Origin of the sequence: Lactococcus sp. FSL W8-0209 (assembly GCF_038006585.1) — a bacterium.
Lineage (GTDB): Bacteria > Bacillota > Bacilli > Lactobacillales > Streptococcaceae > Lactococcus > Lactococcus lactis.
Genome location: NZ_JBBOVN010000001.1, coordinates 56,213 through 72,028 on the forward strand (window position 1 = coordinate 56,213; position 15,816 = coordinate 72,028).

At 35.2% G+C, this 15,816-nt stretch carries 21 protein-coding genes and 1 tRNA gene; 4 read left to right on the forward strand and 18 right to left on the reverse strand.

Translation table 11 applies throughout. From position 1 onward, the window contains the following. On the forward strand, window positions 1-711 hold the full coding sequence (locus MKX45_RS00275) for a gamma-glutamyl-gamma-aminobutyrate hydrolase family protein (RefSeq protein WP_057720532.1): 711 nt from the start codon (window positions 1-3) through the stop codon (window positions 709-711). 149 nt (window positions 712-860) lie between these two features. Further along, complete coding sequence (locus tag MKX45_RS00280; RefSeq protein ID WP_017865139.1) at window positions 861-1,703, forward strand: amino acid ABC transporter substrate-binding protein; 843 nt, start codon at window positions 861-863, stop codon at window positions 1,701-1,703. A 119-nt stretch (window positions 1,704-1,822) separates the two neighbouring features. Here MKX45_RS00280 and gltX read toward each other — a convergent pair whose 3' ends face one another. The 3 genes from gltX to MKX45_RS00295 all read right to left on the reverse strand — a co-directional run bounded on the left by gltX (window position 1,823) and on the right by MKX45_RS00295 (window position 4,990). Next, on the reverse strand, window positions 1,823-3,274 hold the full coding sequence (gene gltX, locus MKX45_RS00285) for a glutamate--tRNA ligase (protein ID WP_010906290.1): 1,452 nt from the start codon (window positions 3,272-3,274) through the stop codon (window positions 1,823-1,825). A 163-nt stretch (window positions 3,275-3,437) separates the two neighbouring features. Next, the gene (locus MKX45_RS00290) at window positions 3,438-3,968 is read right to left on the reverse strand and encodes a cysteine hydrolase family protein (protein WP_081037467.1); all 531 of its coding nucleotides are present in this window, start codon (window positions 3,966-3,968) and stop codon (window positions 3,438-3,440) included. Between the two features lie 98 nt (window positions 3,969-4,066). Continuing rightward, window positions 4,067-4,990: a phosphatase PAP2 family protein gene (locus MKX45_RS00295; RefSeq protein ID WP_015427141.1), complete on the reverse strand. Its 924-nt coding sequence runs from the start codon at window positions 4,988-4,990 to the stop codon at window positions 4,067-4,069. Between the two features lie 228 nt (window positions 4,991-5,218). Between MKX45_RS00295 and MKX45_RS00300 the strand changes: the two genes are divergently transcribed. Next, complete coding sequence (locus MKX45_RS00300) at window positions 5,219-5,713, forward strand: GNAT family N-acetyltransferase (protein ID WP_340816701.1); 495 nt, start codon at window positions 5,219-5,221, stop codon at window positions 5,711-5,713. Between the two features lie 92 nt (window positions 5,714-5,805). On the opposite strand, the gene MKX45_RS00305 is transcribed toward MKX45_RS00300, so the two are convergent. The 5 genes from MKX45_RS00305 to MKX45_RS00325 form a co-directional block, all read right to left on the reverse strand. Continuing rightward, on the reverse strand, window positions 5,806-6,129 hold the full coding sequence (locus tag MKX45_RS00305; protein WP_057720533.1) for a DUF1048 domain-containing protein: 324 nt from the start codon (window positions 6,127-6,129) through the stop codon (window positions 5,806-5,808). Further along, window positions 6,116-6,463: a DUF1048 domain-containing protein gene (locus tag MKX45_RS00310; protein ID WP_057720534.1), complete on the reverse strand. Its 348-nt coding sequence runs from the start codon at window positions 6,461-6,463 to the stop codon at window positions 6,116-6,118. The genes MKX45_RS00305 and MKX45_RS00310 overlap by 14 nt, the downstream gene beginning before the upstream one ends. Beyond that, complete coding sequence (locus tag MKX45_RS00315; protein WP_057720535.1) at window positions 6,450-6,812, reverse strand: PadR family transcriptional regulator; 363 nt, start codon at window positions 6,810-6,812, stop codon at window positions 6,450-6,452. The genes MKX45_RS00310 and MKX45_RS00315 overlap by 14 nt, the downstream gene beginning before the upstream one ends. 120 nt (window positions 6,813-6,932) lie before the next feature. Next, entirely contained in the window at window positions 6,933-7,562 is a 630-nt protein-coding gene (locus MKX45_RS00320; RefSeq protein WP_023188601.1) for a hypothetical protein, read from the reverse strand. 64 nt (window positions 7,563-7,626) lie between these two features. Continuing rightward, window positions 7,627-8,712 (reverse strand): PIN/TRAM domain-containing protein, encoded by a 1,086-nt coding sequence (locus tag MKX45_RS00325; RefSeq protein WP_012898597.1) that lies wholly within the window; start codon window positions 8,710-8,712, stop codon window positions 7,627-7,629. Window positions 8,713-8,942: 230 nt separating this feature from the next. Here MKX45_RS00325 and MKX45_RS00330 point away from each other — a divergent pair, with 230 nt between their 5' ends. Next, window positions 8,943-9,629 (forward strand): YoaK family protein, encoded by a 687-nt coding sequence (locus MKX45_RS00330; RefSeq protein ID WP_128267870.1) that lies wholly within the window; start codon window positions 8,943-8,945, stop codon window positions 9,627-9,629. A gap of 43 nt (window positions 9,630-9,672) precedes the next feature. Here the strand turns inward: MKX45_RS00330 and radA are convergent, their stop codons facing one another. The 10 genes from radA to MKX45_RS00380 all read right to left on the reverse strand — a co-directional run bounded on the left by radA (window position 9,673) and on the right by MKX45_RS00380 (window position 15,741). Then, the gene (radA, locus tag MKX45_RS00335; protein WP_003130563.1) at window positions 9,673-11,034 is read right to left on the reverse strand and encodes a DNA repair protein RadA; all 1,362 of its coding nucleotides are present in this window, start codon (window positions 11,032-11,034) and stop codon (window positions 9,673-9,675) included. Window positions 11,035-11,194: 160 nt separating this feature from the next. Further along, window positions 11,195-11,422: a heavy-metal-associated domain-containing protein gene (locus tag MKX45_RS00340; protein WP_057720538.1), complete on the reverse strand. Its 228-nt coding sequence runs from the start codon at window positions 11,420-11,422 to the stop codon at window positions 11,195-11,197. A gap of 556 nt (window positions 11,423-11,978) precedes the next feature. Next, a tRNA-Thr gene (locus MKX45_RS00345) sits at window positions 11,979-12,051 on the reverse strand. A gap of 185 nt (window positions 12,052-12,236) precedes the next feature. Further along, window positions 12,237-12,617, reverse strand: coding sequence for a 50S ribosomal protein L17 (gene rplQ, locus MKX45_RS00350; RefSeq protein ID WP_003130558.1), 381 nt, complete (start codon window positions 12,615-12,617; stop codon window positions 12,237-12,239). An 18-nt stretch (window positions 12,618-12,635) separates the two neighbouring features. Beyond that, complete coding sequence (locus MKX45_RS00355; RefSeq protein WP_003130557.1) at window positions 12,636-13,574, reverse strand: DNA-directed RNA polymerase subunit alpha; 939 nt, start codon at window positions 13,572-13,574, stop codon at window positions 12,636-12,638. Between the two features lie 47 nt (window positions 13,575-13,621). Continuing rightward, window positions 13,622-14,005 (reverse strand): 30S ribosomal protein S11, encoded by a 384-nt coding sequence (gene rpsK / locus MKX45_RS00360; RefSeq protein WP_010906297.1) that lies wholly within the window; start codon window positions 14,003-14,005, stop codon window positions 13,622-13,624. Between the two features lie 20 nt (window positions 14,006-14,025). Beyond that, window positions 14,026-14,391: a 30S ribosomal protein S13 gene (rpsM, locus tag MKX45_RS00365; protein WP_003130555.1), complete on the reverse strand. Its 366-nt coding sequence runs from the start codon at window positions 14,389-14,391 to the stop codon at window positions 14,026-14,028. A gap of 17 nt (window positions 14,392-14,408) precedes the next feature. Next, window positions 14,409-14,525: a 50S ribosomal protein L36 gene (gene rpmJ / locus MKX45_RS00370; protein ID WP_001808836.1), complete on the reverse strand. Its 117-nt coding sequence runs from the start codon at window positions 14,523-14,525 to the stop codon at window positions 14,409-14,411. A gap of 53 nt (window positions 14,526-14,578) precedes the next feature. After that, a complete protein-coding gene (gene infA / locus MKX45_RS00375; RefSeq protein WP_003130554.1) occupies window positions 14,579-14,797 on the reverse strand; it encodes a translation initiation factor IF-1 in 219 nt (72 codons plus the stop codon). Between the two features lie 296 nt (window positions 14,798-15,093). Further along, a complete protein-coding gene (locus MKX45_RS00380) occupies window positions 15,094-15,741 on the reverse strand; it encodes an adenylate kinase (protein ID WP_128267869.1) in 648 nt (215 codons plus the stop codon). Window positions 15,742-15,816 lie beyond the last annotated feature (75 nt).

The following is a 15,816-nucleotide window of genomic DNA, read 5'->3' on the forward strand; positions in this document are numbered from 1 at the left end:
ATGGCAATTATTGGAATTCTTGGAACTCCTTACAATACAGTTGAACAATCCCCTTTTTGGTGGAACAAAGTAAGCTATACTCGTCAATCATTTATTGATGTTTTTCAGGATTTAGGCCATACTGTGATTGTTCTTCCTGTTGACAAAACCGAAAATATAAAAAATTACCTGACACTGGTAGATAAAATTGTACTGACTGGTGGGGCAGATGTCAGTCCTTATCTATATGGTGAGGAGCCTAATGCTAAATTAGGAACAACTGATCCGATTCGTGACCGTTTTGAGCTTGCCACAATCAAAGCTGCTCTAGAAGCAAATAAACCTATTTTGGGCGTTTGTCGTGGCCTACAGTTACTCAATGTTTATTTTGGCGGAAGCCTTTATCAAGACTTGAGTCAAACTTCAAGTCAGATAAAACATCTCCAAAGTCCAACACCACAAGAAATTCCAACTCATCATATTAGTGTTGAACAAGAAAGTGCCTTGGGCTTCTTACCTGAAAATTATATGGTTAATTCTTTCCATCATCAAGTCATTAAAGATTTGGGCCAAGGCTTGACGGCCATTGCTCATGGAAACGATGGCTTAGTTGAAGCGATTGAAAATAAAGAAAAACATGTGCTTGCTGTCCAATGGCACCCAGAATGTACTTGGGAAACTGAGCATTTTGATAAGAAAATTTTTGAAATTTTCGCTAACGGAACCATATAAAAGTTAAAAAACCGTCATAAATCTTTTTTATGGTGGTTTTTTTAAGATTATGTTAATATTATGTCTATATTAAAAGTCAGCTCACTCGTAACCAACTTCCAAATTTAAAATAAAAACTGAGCTGACAAAATTTCTGAGGAGAAATTGATATGAAAAAAATAAAATTGTTGACTCTTGCAACAGTTGGAATTGCCTCAATTGGCTTACTTGCTGCTTGCTCGTCAAAAGATAATTCATCTTCTAAATCAACAGATAAAGTAACAACCGTAACTGTTGCAACTTCTGCCGCTTCTGTCCCTTATGAATACAGCGAAAATGGCAAAATGACTGGTTTTGAATATGATATTTTAAAAGCTGCTGACAAAGACATGAAGGATTATAAATTCAACTTTAAAGTCTATGAAGATAGTGCGATTTTAGCTGCTTTAGACGGTGGTCGTGCACAAATTGCGGCAAATAATTTTGGTAAGACAAAAGCACGTTCTGAAAAATATCTCTTTAGCTATCCTGTTCGCCAAGGAATTGATGCGATTTTCTCAACATCTAAAGAAAATATTACAAAAATCTCTCAACTTGCTGGTAAAACGACAGAAATTCCTGCTGGAACCAACTATGGTGATATGTTTGAAAGCTGGAACAAAAATCATCCAGACAAAAAAATCAATGTAAAATACAGCCAACGTCCTTTAGCCGACCGTTTATCTGCTATTTCTAGTGGACAAATTGATTTCTTATTTGCTTCTAAAGCACCCGCAGAAAATTTGATTAAAGAACATGCAATCACAGGTTTAGTGGATACTGTTCCAACAGACTTGGATAAACAACCAGAATTTAAGACTTATGATTACTTTATTCTTGATAACAGCCAAAGCAAGTTGCAAAAAGATTTGAATGTTGAGCTCAAAAAACTTTACGACAACGGCACACTTAAAAAACTGTCAGAACAATATTTCCATGACAGCCATATTCCAGCTGCTGACCAATTCAAATAATTAAAAAACTCGTCAATGACGAGTTTTTATTTTACTGACAGCAATCTTTTTATAAATAAAAATTACTGACAGAATACTCAAAAGCTACGCTTTTTTCTGTCAGTCATTTTTTGATTAATTTATTTATTTAAAGCAGCGTCCAAATGAGCCAATACTTTTTCTTTTCCAAGAAGTGCAATTGTTTCTGGTAATTCTGGACCATGCATTGAACCTGAAGCTGCAATACGAATTGGCATCCAAAGCATTTTACCTTTTACGCCAGTTTCTTTTTGAGTCGCTTTAAAGAGTGGGAAAATATTTTCCACTGTAAAATCATTTTCAGGAAGCTCAGCCAATTTTGCACGGAAAGTACTCAAAGCTAATGGTGTTGTTTCAGCAGCCAACATTTCACGAGCTTCATCAGTCAATTCTGGGAAATCTCCATAGAAAAGGTCTGTTAATTCAACAATTTCATCTGCTGATTTCATTTGTGGTTGATAAAGTTTAACCAGTTCCTCAGCACGTTCATCAAAGCGATTAGCAGCAACAAGGAATGGTTTTGTCAATTCAAATACTTTAGCAAAATCAGCATTTTTGATGTATTCATTATCCAACCAGTCCAATTTCTTTTGGTCAAAGGCTGCTGGTGATTTAGACAAACGATGTTCATCAAAAAGTTCAATTAATTCTTCACGAGAGAAAATTTCTTTTTCTCCACCAGGATTCCAGCCCAAAAGTGCAATAAAGTTGAAAATGGCATCAGACATGTAACCTTTTTTACGGTAGTCTTCAATAAACTGAAGTGTATTTGTGTCACGTTTTGATAATTTTTTCCCAGTTTCAGAATTAATAATCAAAGTCATGTGACCAAATTGTGGTGCTTCCCAACCCAAAGCATCGTAAACAACTAATTGTTTTGGTGTATTGGCAATATGGTCATCTCCACGGATAACATGTGAGATTTGCATATCATGGTCATCAACAACAACAGCAAAATTGTAAGTTGGGTAACCATCACGTTTTTGGATTACCCAATCTCCACCGATGTTTTTACCTTCAAATTCAATGTCGCCTTTAACAATATCATTCCATTTATAAATTGCTTTTTCATCAACAGAAATACGAACAACCGGTTCAATATTTTGCGCTTTGCGCTCCGCGATATAAGCTGCTTTTTCATCATCACTCATGCCAGCATATTCGTTAATATAGTGTGGAGCAATTCCTGCCGCTTCTTGTTTCGCATGGTCAGCTTCAAGTTCTTCTGGCGTTTTATAAGAATAATAAGCTTTTCCTTCAGTCAACAATTGGTCAATATATTTTTGATATAAAGGCAAACGTTCTGATTGACGGTAGTTTTCATGTGTTTCAGGACTTTCATCCCAATCCATTCCCAACCAACGAAGGTTTTCAAGTTGTGAACGCTCACCATCTTCTACGTGACGTTCACGGTCTGTATCTTCAATACGGATGATAAAATCTCCCCCGTGATGACGGGCAAAAAGATAGTTAAAAAGGGCTGTACGAGCATTCCCGATATGCAAAAGTCCTGTTGGTGATGGTGCGTAACGGACGCGGATTTTTTTATTCATATTAATCCAATTCTCCTCATTAATTCGTTCACTTCTTTTCTGTAAGAAATGAATCGTTCTTGGTTTTAAATAGCCTAAACTACTCTAACAATCACCTCTATTTTACCACAAATTAAGAAAGCATGCCGACCTAAAATTTATTTGTAATCTATCATTGACAAATTTAATCTAAGAATTGAAGAAATCGTTCATCCCAAAGATGGTTTTCATAAAAATCAACGATTTCTTTTGCTGACAGCCATTTACTATCGAAAGTTGAACTTGCCCCTCTTTGCATCCAATTTTGATAGCCCAGACCATGAGCAAAAACAAGCGTCGTGTTAACACAAAATTCAGTTTGAGCACCGCAAAATTCAATCGATTTTACTGACAAGTCTGTCAGTAGTTTTTGCAGTCCCGTTTGATAGAAACCATTGGCATGCGTTTTTTCAACATACTTGTCAGTAGATGCTGTCAGCAATTCTGGAATCATTTGCCAACCAAAACTTTCTCTTATAAGTCCATCATCATTATGCTGGATAAAAATAATCGGTTTTTTAGCCTTTCGATAAGTAAGAATTCGTTGATTAATTTGCTCGATTAATTCTTCTCGCCGATAAATCCCAGCACATACCTCATTTTGCATATCAATTACAATCAAAGCATCGCTTGTTTTCATCTTTTTATTCCTTTCAAAAATTGATTTTCTTAGCATTAGTATAAGACAATCTCTCCAGAAAACAAAGAATTTACAACCAAAATCAAAATAACACCCCAAAGAATGTTATTTTTGTAGTAATCATTTATAATTTTCTATTTGAGAAATTCTTCCTCAATAAATGAGTAACCAATTGCCTTTGTGGCAACAAAAGTAACTAAAGACGCGATAATTAATGACATCGTAGTATCCGATAAGAAATGTGCACCAATTCGGACCCGAGCAGCCATCATTAAAAGTGTGAAAATAAATCCGCTGTAAGCCAAAATCTTTTGGCCTTTAAGATTTTTTCTGTCAGCAAAAAATGGTAAAAAGAGTGCTGCAGCTGCTGCGATTGTATGACCTGACGGGAATGATTGATGACCTGTTTGACCGTTCAAATGCCACCAATTAGTGAACGTTCCTTTGGTAGAGGAAACAATTTCCTTAACCTCATAAGGGCGAAAACGCCCCCAGTTAACTTTCATCGTATTGACAATTGAGTTGCTGACATAAACGACAGCAATCCCAGCAATCGCCACAATAATCAATTGACTTAATTCTTCGTAAGTTTTCTTGCTCAGCCATCTATAAATCAAAAATGTTCCGATGACCAGGATAATAAATGTAAAAAGTGCTTCAAGTCCAAAAGAATAAGTCGCTGTGGCTCCAATACTGTTATTTGCCGCACCCAGTGGCTGATGATTTTTGATGTTATTAAGTGTGGTCACACCGTAAAACATCCAACCATCAACCCAGCCCCATGCTGACCAATAAGCAAAGCCAAGTCCAGAAATCGCTAAAATCCATTTTGTCAGTTGATTATCTTGTCTTAGACCATAAATGAAGATAATTTCCGCTGAAATAAAAGGGATAAGCGCTGACGGAAACATTCCAAATATCTGAAAAAGATTACCAAAAATTGAATTTTGATCCATAACCATTTTAGAAATTTGCAAATCCCCCAAAGACGCAATAATTAATAAAAGAGCTGAAATTCCAATTAAAATTCCTAGGAATTTTTTTCCGCTTGTGTTCATAAAACCTCCATTGGTTTGATTACTACCCTTTCATTTTATCCCATTCTCCAAAACTCAATGTAAATTTTTTGTAAATCTTAAGTAAACATTTAGTTAAACTTTATTTTATTAAAGATTTTAGATTTTCAAACCACTTCATATCCTTTAAACGACAAACTATTTATTCTTTTAATTACTAACGATGATTATTGATTTCCTTTCTGAACAGTCTATGTTAGAATTAATTGTATGAATGAAATTACTTATACTCAAATTATGCCAAATGATATAGATGATGTCATCCGTATTGAAAGAGCTACTTTCTCAGAAAATGAAGCCCTCTCTGTAGAGTCAATGATCGAAAGAATTAACTTAATTCCTGATAGCTTTATCGCAGCAAGAAATAGTGAAGGAACTGTCGTAGGTTACGTTTCTGGTCCTGTTACAGAAGGTCGTTACTTGGATGATGAATCTTTTGAACGTACCAAAGCCAATCCCAAAACAGGTGGTTTCCAAAAAATCATCAGTTTAACCGTTGACCCTGATTATCAAGGCTTAAGAATTGCGACAAACTTACTCCTTTTACTTGAAAAAGAAGCCAAATCGAAAAAACGTTTGGGAATCAGTCTTACTTGCCATGATTATTTAGTTCCCTATTATGAAAAACACGGCTTTACTGACGAAGGACTTTCCGAGTCAAAATTCGGTGGAGAAACTTGGTACAATATGGTCATGGAATTTTAAAAAAAACAAAAGTTACTAACAAACCTGTCAGTAACTTTTGTTATTGATAAATTTTCAATTTTACTGACAGACTTATCAGTAAAATCTATTGATTACTTTTGAGCAAAATAATCATTCAATTCTTGACGATACTTATTTCGCCAGTCCTCTTTATTATCACTTAATAATTCATCAGCAAAAGTTGCAACATCATTGCCCAGAACCTCTGCTGGACTTCGCCCATCAACTACTGCCAGTTCAAATAATTCAATAATATCCTTAAAAATATGCCAATCTGTTGCCCCCATTTTGAACATATATTTTTGAATTAAACGATAAGCCTGATAAAAATCTTTAGGTAATTTTTTAGCTCGATTTTGCATGGCTTGCCAGTCTTTTTTTTCAGCAAGAAGATCACTAATTTTATCTAAAACCATTTTTCAGCTCCTTATTTAGTTTATTTTTTTGCTTTTTTTCCCAACTAGTATCATCCACCATCTCATCAATAAATGCCGCAACATCTGGACCAATTAAATCAGTCAATTCTTTGTCTTGGATTTTAGCTTCTTCAAGTAAATCAAGAACTTGTCCAAAAATAAATTTGAAATCTGCCCATTTCGTTACCCCAGAGTGCCATATATATTTTTTTAATTCCTTATAATCTTCATAATAATTCTCTCCAAGTTTCTGAGCACGATTTTCAAATTCGCGAAATTCTCTTTTTTCTTCAAGACCAATCATTCGATCAACAATATTTCTATGCTCCGCCATGATTTTCTCCCTTCTGCTCACTCAATAAATTTTGATGACGTAAAAACTCCAATTTTTCTGAAATAAAAGCCCATTTTTTCCAAAAACTTCCTCGCTCAATTTGCCCTGCCTCATTTAAACGATACCATTTTCGAGCGGGCCCAAGTTTTGAAGGCTTTTTTCTAATCTCAACATACCCTTTCTTTTCAAGACGCATCGTAATCGTATATACCGTTCCTTCTACAACATCTTCAAAACCAAGTTCTCGCAGTTTTTGAGTAATTTCATAACCATAAGTTTCCCCTTGACCAATGATTTCTAAAACACAACCCTCAAGAACTCCTTTCAACATTTCTGTAATTTGATTCATTTTTTCCTCCGCTATTTAGTAATACTAACTACATCTATATAGTAATACAATATAGCTAAAATATCAATATTTCCCACTTTTATTAAAATAAAAAAACTGCTAAAAAGCAGTTTTAATAAATTATTTTTCAAAATTAATAACTTTAGTTTGACCTTTAAAATTTTCATAAAGGACCGATTCAATCCTTAAAGCAATAATTGACATATTCTCCGCATTTTCATGAAGAGATAAGATTAATCCTTCTTTTTTCACAATTTCTTGAGCTTTAGCCTCTTCTAAGATTTCTGCATGAACCCGATTTGAAGACAAGCGCCCTCCTTTTTCCAACTTATCAAACCAAGTCGTAAAACTCACCTGTGAATTTCTTTTTATATCACTAATCTTTGAAGCTTTTTTATCCGCAACCATGTAGAAAATATTTTCCGTTTTTTGAGCTTGAATAAAACTCATAATCGTTGTTGAACTCTTTGAATTTTCATCAGTCACACTTAAAGCAAGGTAGCCTGGAAAGTCTTTTAAAAGATAAGCAAGTTCATTTTCTACAGCATTCGTACCAACAACATTAGCCTTTTTATTAGTTTTAAAAATTGTTAAGAGAACAAGTGGTAAAGTAAGAAAAACATAAGCAATGATAAGTCCTAAAACAAATCTTAACCAATAATTTCCAAAATTCATTTCTAATATCAAAGCAAAAACAGCTAAAGAAATTAAAAAAACTACAAACAATTGAATAAAACGTTTTAAATACATATTAAACTCCTAAATACTCAAAATTCATTTAAGATAAAAACCGATAATTTATCGGTTTTCTTCTTTATTTTTTTACTAAATCAGCAAAAATCATTCGACCGGCACTTGTTTGTAGCACCTTAGCAACTTCAACAGTAACTGTTTTATCAATCAATTTTGCAGTATCTTCGATGACAATCATTGTTCCATCTGGCAAATAAGCCACGCCTTGTTGACGTTCAGAACCAGCACGAATAATTTGTACGTTAATATGTTCGCCCACAACAAGTTGTGTTTTCACAGCATTAGCAAGGTCATTAATGTTAAGAACTTGAACACCCTGAATTTCAGCAACTTTATTAAGATTAAAATCATTCGTCACTAATTTTGAGCCAGTAGAACTTGCATATTTAAGAAGTTTAGTATCAACTTCTCGAACATCTGGAAAATCAACTTGAGAAATTTCAACTTGATCAAATTTAGTCAATTCATTAACCAAATCCAAGCCCCGACGTCCTTTAGCCCTTTTCAGTGGGTCTGAACTATCAGAAATTAATTGTAATTCTAAAATCACAAAATTAGGAACAATAATTTTATCTGAAATGAACCCTGTTTTAATTACATCTAAAATCCGGCCATCAATGATTGAACTTGTATCCAATAAAATACTATTATCACTCTTAGATTCACCGACAACTTCCTCAGCAACTTCTGCTGGTTCAGTTGCCATTGCTTCACGGCGCTTACGAAAAAGCACTCTAGCAATTTCGTCTCCTCGTCGATCAAACAAAACATATCCCAAATAAATCATCACCAAAACAAGTATGAATGAAATGATATTACTTAAAATAGGAACATTTAAAAATCTTAATGGAATACTTCCAATAACCCCAACGAGAAGACCAAGAACAATCCCAATAATATTGAAGACCATTTTTGACATATTCATTTTGGAAATTCTAGAATCTATTTTTTTCAACCCATTAAGCATTGAACCGGCAAATATAAATGAAAGAATAATAAAAATAATTGCACCAATCACACCGTCAACAGCTTCGTTCTGCAAAATCCCTGTGTCCCAACCAAATACCTTTAAAATTGATGGTACAACAGCAACACCTAGCGATGCTCCGATGACAGTCATAACAAGATGAATAATCCAACGACGCATATCTTTTCCTCCTTTTAGAAAATGGATAGGCTTACAAGAAAGCCCTGTGTCAATTATACCACACGCTCCTTTAATATTGCTTATCCAAACACAAGAAATCTATTTAATTTCTCATGCTATATTTATTATTTTATAACTTATATCCCTTATTAGCGATCATTTAATTTTTTATTTTAAATAGAGTACATTAGATTATCATTGTGCTATAATGACCTTATCTTTTACAGATTATGAAGGAAAAAATTATGTTTAAATCCGCAGTCCATTCTAAAGAAAGTTTACTTGTTGCTCTATTACTTGCCATGAATACAGGCTTTGTTGATGCCTTTACCTTTTTTCATTTTGACGGCCGTTTCGCTAGTCTCCAAACTGGGAATTTGATTCAGACTGGAATTAATTTAGCCCACGGCAATTTGGAGAAAGCTTTTCAATTTATAATTCCAATTTTATTTTTTGCACTAGGTGCACTTTTCAAGACCTTATTCACCAAATATAAAACCCAAAATAATCAAAGTGAAATTGAATCCCTTCTCTTCATACAAATGATTGGTATTTTACTTATTTCTCTCGCCTTCGCTACTTTTTTACATTTATCAGCCTCACTTTTTGTTGGAATTCTCTCCTTTTTTATGGTTATTCAAGGTGATACCTTTACTCGAGTCAGAGGACTTCCTTATGCTAATATCATGTCCACAGGTAATATCAAAGCTTTTGGAACAAATCTAGGACAATATATAGTTTCTAAAAACACAAAGGACTTAAAAAATTCACTCATCTTCTTATCTCTTGCTTTATCATTTGTTGTGGGAGCCTTTATTTCTTCACTTTTAAGTTTATGGTTAGGTGATTTTACATTAATCGGCTCTAGTCTATTAGTTCTATTAGCTTATTATTCTTATAAGATGAGTCATTCATAAAAAGCAAAGGCTATTTCATTAACGAAATAGCCTTATTTTTATATTAGCCAAAGACCAGTTTTAAACATTCAGTTAAAGTTGTCACTCCAATCACTTGAATCTGTTCAGGAATATCAATCCCTACAATTGAATTTTTAGGAGCATATACTTTTTTAAACCCTAGTTTTGCAGCTTCATTTAATCTTTGTTCAATTCGGGTCACCCGACGAATTTCACCCGTTAAACCAATTTCACCAATAAAACATTCACGCGCATCTGTTGGAAGTTCTTTATAACTTGAAGCCACAGCAACCGCAACCGCGAGGTCAATGGCTGGCTCATCCAATTTTACTCCCCCTGCAGATTTGAGGTAGGCATCTTGATTTTGCATCAAGAGCCCTGTTCTCTTCTCAAGCACCGCCATAATTAAACTTACACGGTTAAAATCTAGGCCTGAGGTAGTCCTTTTAGCATTTCCAAACATTGTCGGTGTCGTCAGTGCTTGTATTTCAACTAATATGGGCCGTGTTCCCTCAAGTGCACAAACAATCGCAGATCCAGTCGAGCCCTCTAAGCGTTCTTCTAAAAAGACCTCTGAGGGATTAGTCACTTCGACCAAGCCATGACCCTGCATCTCAAAAATTCCAATTTCATTAGTTGAACCAAAACGGTTTTTTACAGCACGAAGAATTCTAAATGTATTATTTCGTTCTCCTTCAAAATACAGCACCGTATCAACCATGTGCTCCAACATCCTTGGCCCAGCCAGCTGACCTTCTTTAGTCACATGACCAACAATAAAGGTCGCAATATCATTCGTTTTAGCAATTTGCATCAATTCTCCAGTCACTTCACGAACTTGACTTACAGAGCCTTGAGTTGATTGAATTTCTGGTGTCATGATTGTTTGAATGGAATCAATAATTAAGAAGTTAGGTTTTAAGCGCTCAACTTCTGCACGAATCGACTGCATATTTGTTTCAGCATAGAGATAAAAGTCACGATCAATATCTCCTAAACGCTCAGCTCTTAGTTTAATTTGTTGGGCTGATTCTTCACCACTCACATACAGCACACGACCTCTAGAAGCCAATTGAGTAGAAACCTGTAAAAGTAAGGTTGATTTACCTATCCCAGGGTCTCCCCCAATCAAAACTAATGAACCAGGAACAACACCCCCTCCTAATACACGATTAAATTCATCTAAGTCCGTTTCAATCCGAGGAGTATCAAATAATTCAACTTCATCTAGCTTCAATGGTTTTGAACGTTCGCCAGTCATTGAAACACGTTGATTTTTAACTTCTTGGACTTCAACTTCTTCAACAAAAGAAGACCATTCGCCACAGTTTGGACAACGTCCTAAGTATTTTGCAGACTTATAGCCACAATTTTGACAAACAAATGATGATTTTTTCTTCGCCATTTTCCCTCCACTTATTCATACGTAAAATTTATTAAAATGTAACAAAACAGCGGATAATCCGCTGTTTTATTTGATTAAGGATTTTATTCTTCTACCATTTTATCATATTTCAGAGTGTCTGACACGAATCTTAGATAAAAATAGTTAGCACATCATATCTTTAAATTTCCGTGACTTTACTCTTTTGGACAACATAGCCAAGTCCCTCAACTTTACTAACTATGTCAGTAGCAGTTATCTGATTGTCATCAAATTCTGCCTTCACCTTTGAAGCATTGAACAGCACCTTTGCAGTTTCTACTCCATTTGTTGTATTTAAAGCTCCTTCAATCTTAGCCATACATGATGGACAGCTCAATTCATCTAATTTCATTACTATTTTTGACATTTATACTTTCCTCCTGCAATTATGCATCAATATTTATAGTCTTATTATAAGTTTAAAAAGACTATAAAACATTGATTTACATCAAGAAAATATTATTATTTTTGTCCAAAATAGTTTTCATAAGCATTTAATTTCTTCTTAACATTCTGTAGAAATGGTTGGACAAGCCAGTAATATAAGGAAAATGGCTTGCAAAGTAAAAAAGTCTGCCACTTTTTACCAATATTCAAATTTTGAAAGTACTTTTTGTCTTCCGAATATTGATTGTTCCATCAAAGTCAACGAAAATTGCTTTTCTCATTTTTTGTTCACAACTATTCTATGAAAAATTGACATCATCATGTGATTGAAAGTAAGATGAATATCCTCGGCAATTTGCATATCATTAATAGGTGCGTGCATATTATAATCATTCATTTTATTTGGAGCCTTTTTTGTAAACAAATGTATTTAACCATGGACATTATTCGCTTTTTAAAGCTTTTAAAGTCAATAAAAAGTCTTATTTTATAAAATAAGACTTCTCATATTTAAATATATCTACTGTAAAAAAATATGCCATTGAACAGAATCGAACTGTCGACCTTCACCTTACCATGGTGCTGCTCTACCGACTGAGCTACAACGGCTAAAATAAATAAATTGAGTGGCCTGACTAGATTAGAAATTTAATCTAATCAGACAGAGCTAGACTATAAGCAAGGCTGATGCGAAAGAGAGTCAATCACAACTCAACACATGCACCCACAGAAACCCCCGCCAACATCATAACACTCAATTTAGTATTTTATTATTACTTCAAGATTTAATACAATTAAACCAATTCAATGATTGCCATAGGCGCAGCATCACCACGACGTGGTTCTACTTTAAGGATACGAGTGTAACCACCGTTACGTCCTTCGTAGCGTTTAGCAAGGTCGTTGAATAATTTTTGAAGGGCAGTTGGGAAAGTTTCAGTTTCTTCGTTGAAATCTTTAATTGCGATTTCATTACGTACGTAAGCAGCTGCTGCACGACGAGCTGAAAGGTCACCTTTTTTACCAAGCGTAATCATTTTTTCTACTGTACGACGAACTTCTTTAGCGCGAGCTTCAGTTGTAACGATAGTTTCGTTGATGATCAAATCTGTAGTCAAATCACGAAGCATAGCTTTACGTTGTGAAGATGTACGTCCGAGTTTACGATTGCTCATTTGTTTCCTCCTATATTATTATTTTCTTTTTTTAAGGGAAAGTCCCAATTCAGTCAATTTAACTTTGACTTCTTCTACTGATTTGTGACCGAGGTTTTTGACTTTAATCATGTCAGCTTCGCTCATTTCAACAATATCAGCAACAGTGTTAATACCTGCGCGTTTCAAACCATTGTAAGCACGAACTGAGAAGTCCATTTCTTCAATAATTTTATCGAGCACACGTTCTGTTTTAACTTCATCTTTAACAACAAGTGTTTCGGCTTCAGCTGCAACTTCTGAAAGATCAACGAACAAGTTCAAGTGGTCTGTCAAGATTTTAGCTGAGAGTGACAAAGCTTCGTCAGAAACGATAGTACCGTTTGTAGTAATTTCAAGTGTTAATTTATCGTAGCTAGAATCTCCACCTACACGGGCAGGTTCTACTTGATAATTTACTTTACTTACTGGTGTGTAAATTGAGTCTACAGCAATTGTGCCAATTGGCGCTCCATCGACTTTATTTTCGTCAGCCGGAACATAGCCGTATCCTTTTTTAACAGTCATTACAGCACGCATTGAGTGACCTTCAGCAATAGAGAACAAGTAATGGTCTTTGTTGACAATTTCAATGTCGCTATCAGTTAAGATATCACCAGCAGTAACATCCATAGGACCAGTTACGTCAAGTTCGATTTGTTTTTCAGACTCTACGTATGATTTGATGGCAATTCCTTTAACCGCAAGAACGATTTGGATGACATCTTCACGTACGCCAGGGATTGTTGCGAATTCGTGTTGAACACCTTCAATTTGAATTGAAGTCACAGCAGCACCAGGAAGTGATGACAAAAGGACGCGACGCAGAGAGTTACCTAAAGTTGTACCATAACCACGTTCAAGTGGTTCAACAACGAATTTACCGTAATTTTCTGATTCGTCAAATTTAGTAATTTTTGGTTTTTCAAACTCAATCATGTATGTTCTCCTCTAAGCGAAAAGTGATTAGTGACAAGAGCAACTAATTATACACGACGACGTTTTGGAGGACGTGCACCATTGTGAGGTACAGGAGTCACATCACTGATAGATGTTACATTAAGACCAGCTGCAGCGAGTGCGCGGATAGCTGATTCGCGACCTGAACCAGGACCTTTAACTGTAACAGATACAGTTTTCAAACCTTGCTCTTGAGCAGCTTTAGCAGCAGCTTCTGAAGCCATTTGAGCGGCGAAAGGTGTAGATTTTTTAGAACCTTTAAATCCAAGTGCACCAGCTGATGACCAAGCAAGGGCGTTACCATGAACGTCTGTGATCATAACGATTGTGTTGTTGAATGTTGATTGGATATGAACAATTCCAGATTCAATATTCTTTTTAACACGACGTTTACGTGTAATTTTTGCCATTTTAACTCCTTTCTATTTAATTATTTTTTCTTACCTGCGATTGATTTAGCAGGACCTTTACGTGTACGAGCGTTGTTCTTAGTGTTTTGTCCACGTGTAGGAAGTCCACGACGGTGACGCATACCACGGTAAGAACCAATTTCCATCAAACGTTTGATGTTAAGTGACACTTCACGACGAAGGTCTCCTTCGAGTTTCAAACCATCGAGTTCACGACGGATTGCATCTTCTTGATCTGATGTCAAATCTTTTGTACGGATATCTTCTGAGACACCTGCAGCTGCAAGTACTTTTTTAGATGTTTGAAGTCCAACACCGAATACGTATGTTAATGAAATAACAATGCGTTTTTCGTTTGGAATATCAACTCCAGCAAAACGAGCCATATTTTTCTATTTCCTTTCTATCCCTGACGTTGTTTGTGTTTTGGATTGGCAGGGCAAATTACCATTACACGACCGTTACGACGAATAACTTTACAGTATTCGCAGATTGGTTTAACTGATGGTCTTACTTTCATTGTGTCTTCCTTTCTATGGTTACTGTGCATCATGCACTCAATGAATGTCCGGATTACTTAAATCGGTAAGTAATTCGTCCGCGTGTCAAATCGTATGGTGAGAGTTCAACTTGAACCTTGTCTCCAGGCAAGATACGGATATAATTCTTTCGAATTTTTCCTGAAATCGTCGCCAAGACTTGGTGACCATTTTCGAGTTCAACCGTGAACATCGCATTCGGCATGGTGTCAACGACTTTGCCGTCTACTTCAATTACATCATCTTTTGCCAAGCAAAAGTACCTCCTTAGAAATTTCCCGAAAGATATATACTATATATATCTAAAAAGTCGGACTTATGTATTTTAGCATTTTTCAGCAACAAATGCAAGTCTTTCTTTTAGAAAAGCCTTTATTTTTCTAGCTTGAGTACATGTTTAATTTATTACTCGCTTTCAAAGCTATTCATGGCAATGTTTTCGGGTGTTTCATTTTTATAATTTTACTGACAGAGAGCTTGTCAGTATAATTTTGTATTCTAATCTTGCTATTTTACTAAAAAAACCTCTGACAGAGGTTTTTATTTTTATTATCCTAAAACTTTTTTAATATCTTCTGTTACTTGGCTAATTTCTTGTTCACCTTCAATGTTTTTAACAAGTCCAAGTTCAGTATAGTGTTCAATAATTGGAGCTGATTCTTTAATATTGACATCCAAACGATTTTTAACTGTTTCTGGAACATCATCCGCACGTTGATAAAGGTCATGACTACCACAAACGTCACAAACACCTTCAACTTTAGTTGGATTGAAGATTTTATGATAAGTTGCACCACAGTTACGGCAGATGTAACGACCACTTAAACGGTCAACCAAAATATCTGGGTTAACAACGATATTTACAACGGCATCAAGTTTAATTCCAAGTTCTTCAAGCATTGTATCAAGTGCATGAGCTTGGTCAATCGTACGTGGGTATCCATCAAGCAAGAAGCCTGAAGCTTTGATATCATCTTGTGCTAAACGTTCTTTAACAATTCCGTTCGTTACTTCATCAGGTACGAGTTCACCTTTATCGATGAAAGATTTAGCAAGTTTACCCATTTCAGTTTCTTTTTTCATTGCGGCACGGAACATGTCACCTGTTGAAATGTGATTTACTCCATAATTTTTAACGATGAACTCAGCTTGAGTTCCTTTACCAGCTCCTGGAAGTCCCATGATTAATAAATTCATTTTGTTTTCTCCTGATTTTAATTTATAAATTACTGACAGAACTGTCAGTAAATTGCAGATGTTCTCTGTGATTTT

What these genes read in the sequence shown, in the direction of transcription:
- MKX45_RS00275 (WP_057720532.1), top strand. Translation starts at nt 1, where the DNA reads ATGGCAATTATTGGAATTCTTGGAACTCCTTACAATACAGTTGAACAA.
- MKX45_RS00280 (WP_017865139.1), top strand. Translation starts at nt 861, where the DNA reads ATGAAAAAAATAAAATTGTTGACTCTTGCAACAGTTGGAATTGCCTCA.
- gltX (WP_010906290.1), bottom strand. Translation starts at nt 3,274, where the DNA reads ATGAATAAAAAAATCCGCGTCCGTTACGCACCATCACCAACAGGACTT.
- MKX45_RS00290 (WP_081037467.1), bottom strand. Translation starts at nt 3,968, where the DNA reads ATGCTAAGAAAATCAATTTTTGAAAGGAATAAAAAGATGAAAACAAGC.
- MKX45_RS00295 (WP_015427141.1), bottom strand. Translation starts at nt 4,990, where the DNA reads ATGAACACAAGCGGAAAAAAATTCCTAGGAATTTTAATTGGAATTTCA.
- MKX45_RS00300 (WP_340816701.1), top strand. Translation starts at nt 5,219, where the DNA reads ATGAATGAAATTACTTATACTCAAATTATGCCAAATGATATAGATGAT.
- MKX45_RS00305 (WP_057720533.1), bottom strand. Translation starts at nt 6,129, where the DNA reads ATGGTTTTAGATAAAATTAGTGATCTTCTTGCTGAAAAAAAAGACTGG.
- MKX45_RS00310 (WP_057720534.1), bottom strand. Translation starts at nt 6,463, where the DNA reads ATGGCGGAGCATAGAAATATTGTTGATCGAATGATTGGTCTTGAAGAA.
- MKX45_RS00315 (WP_057720535.1), bottom strand. Translation starts at nt 6,812, where the DNA reads ATGAATCAAATTACAGAAATGTTGAAAGGAGTTCTTGAGGGTTGTGTT.
- MKX45_RS00320 (WP_023188601.1), bottom strand. Translation starts at nt 7,562, where the DNA reads ATGTATTTAAAACGTTTTATTCAATTGTTTGTAGTTTTTTTAATTTCT.
- MKX45_RS00325 (WP_012898597.1), bottom strand. Translation starts at nt 8,712, where the DNA reads ATGCGTCGTTGGATTATTCATCTTGTTATGACTGTCATCGGAGCATCG.
- MKX45_RS00330 (WP_128267870.1), top strand. Translation starts at nt 8,943, where the DNA reads ATGAAGGAAAAAATTATGTTTAAATCCGCAGTCCATTCTAAAGAAAGT.
- radA (WP_003130563.1), bottom strand. Translation starts at nt 11,034, where the DNA reads ATGGCGAAGAAAAAATCATCATTTGTTTGTCAAAATTGTGGCTATAAG.
- MKX45_RS00340 (WP_057720538.1), bottom strand. Translation starts at nt 11,422, where the DNA reads ATGTCAAAAATAGTAATGAAATTAGATGAATTGAGCTGTCCATCATGT.
- rplQ (WP_003130558.1), bottom strand. Translation starts at nt 12,617, where the DNA reads ATGAGCAATCGTAAACTCGGACGTACATCTTCACAACGTAAAGCTATG.
- MKX45_RS00355 (WP_003130557.1), bottom strand. Translation starts at nt 13,574, where the DNA reads ATGATTGAGTTTGAAAAACCAAAAATTACTAAATTTGACGAATCAGAA.
- rpsK (WP_010906297.1), bottom strand. Translation starts at nt 14,005, where the DNA reads ATGGCAAAAATTACACGTAAACGTCGTGTTAAAAAGAATATTGAATCT.
- rpsM (WP_003130555.1), bottom strand. Translation starts at nt 14,391, where the DNA reads ATGGCTCGTTTTGCTGGAGTTGATATTCCAAACGAAAAACGCATTGTT.
- rpmJ (WP_001808836.1), bottom strand. Translation starts at nt 14,525, where the DNA reads ATGAAAGTAAGACCATCAGTTAAACCAATCTGCGAATACTGTAAAGTT.
- MKX45_RS00380 (WP_128267869.1), bottom strand. Translation starts at nt 15,741, where the DNA reads ATGAATTTATTAATCATGGGACTTCCAGGAGCTGGTAAAGGAACTCAA.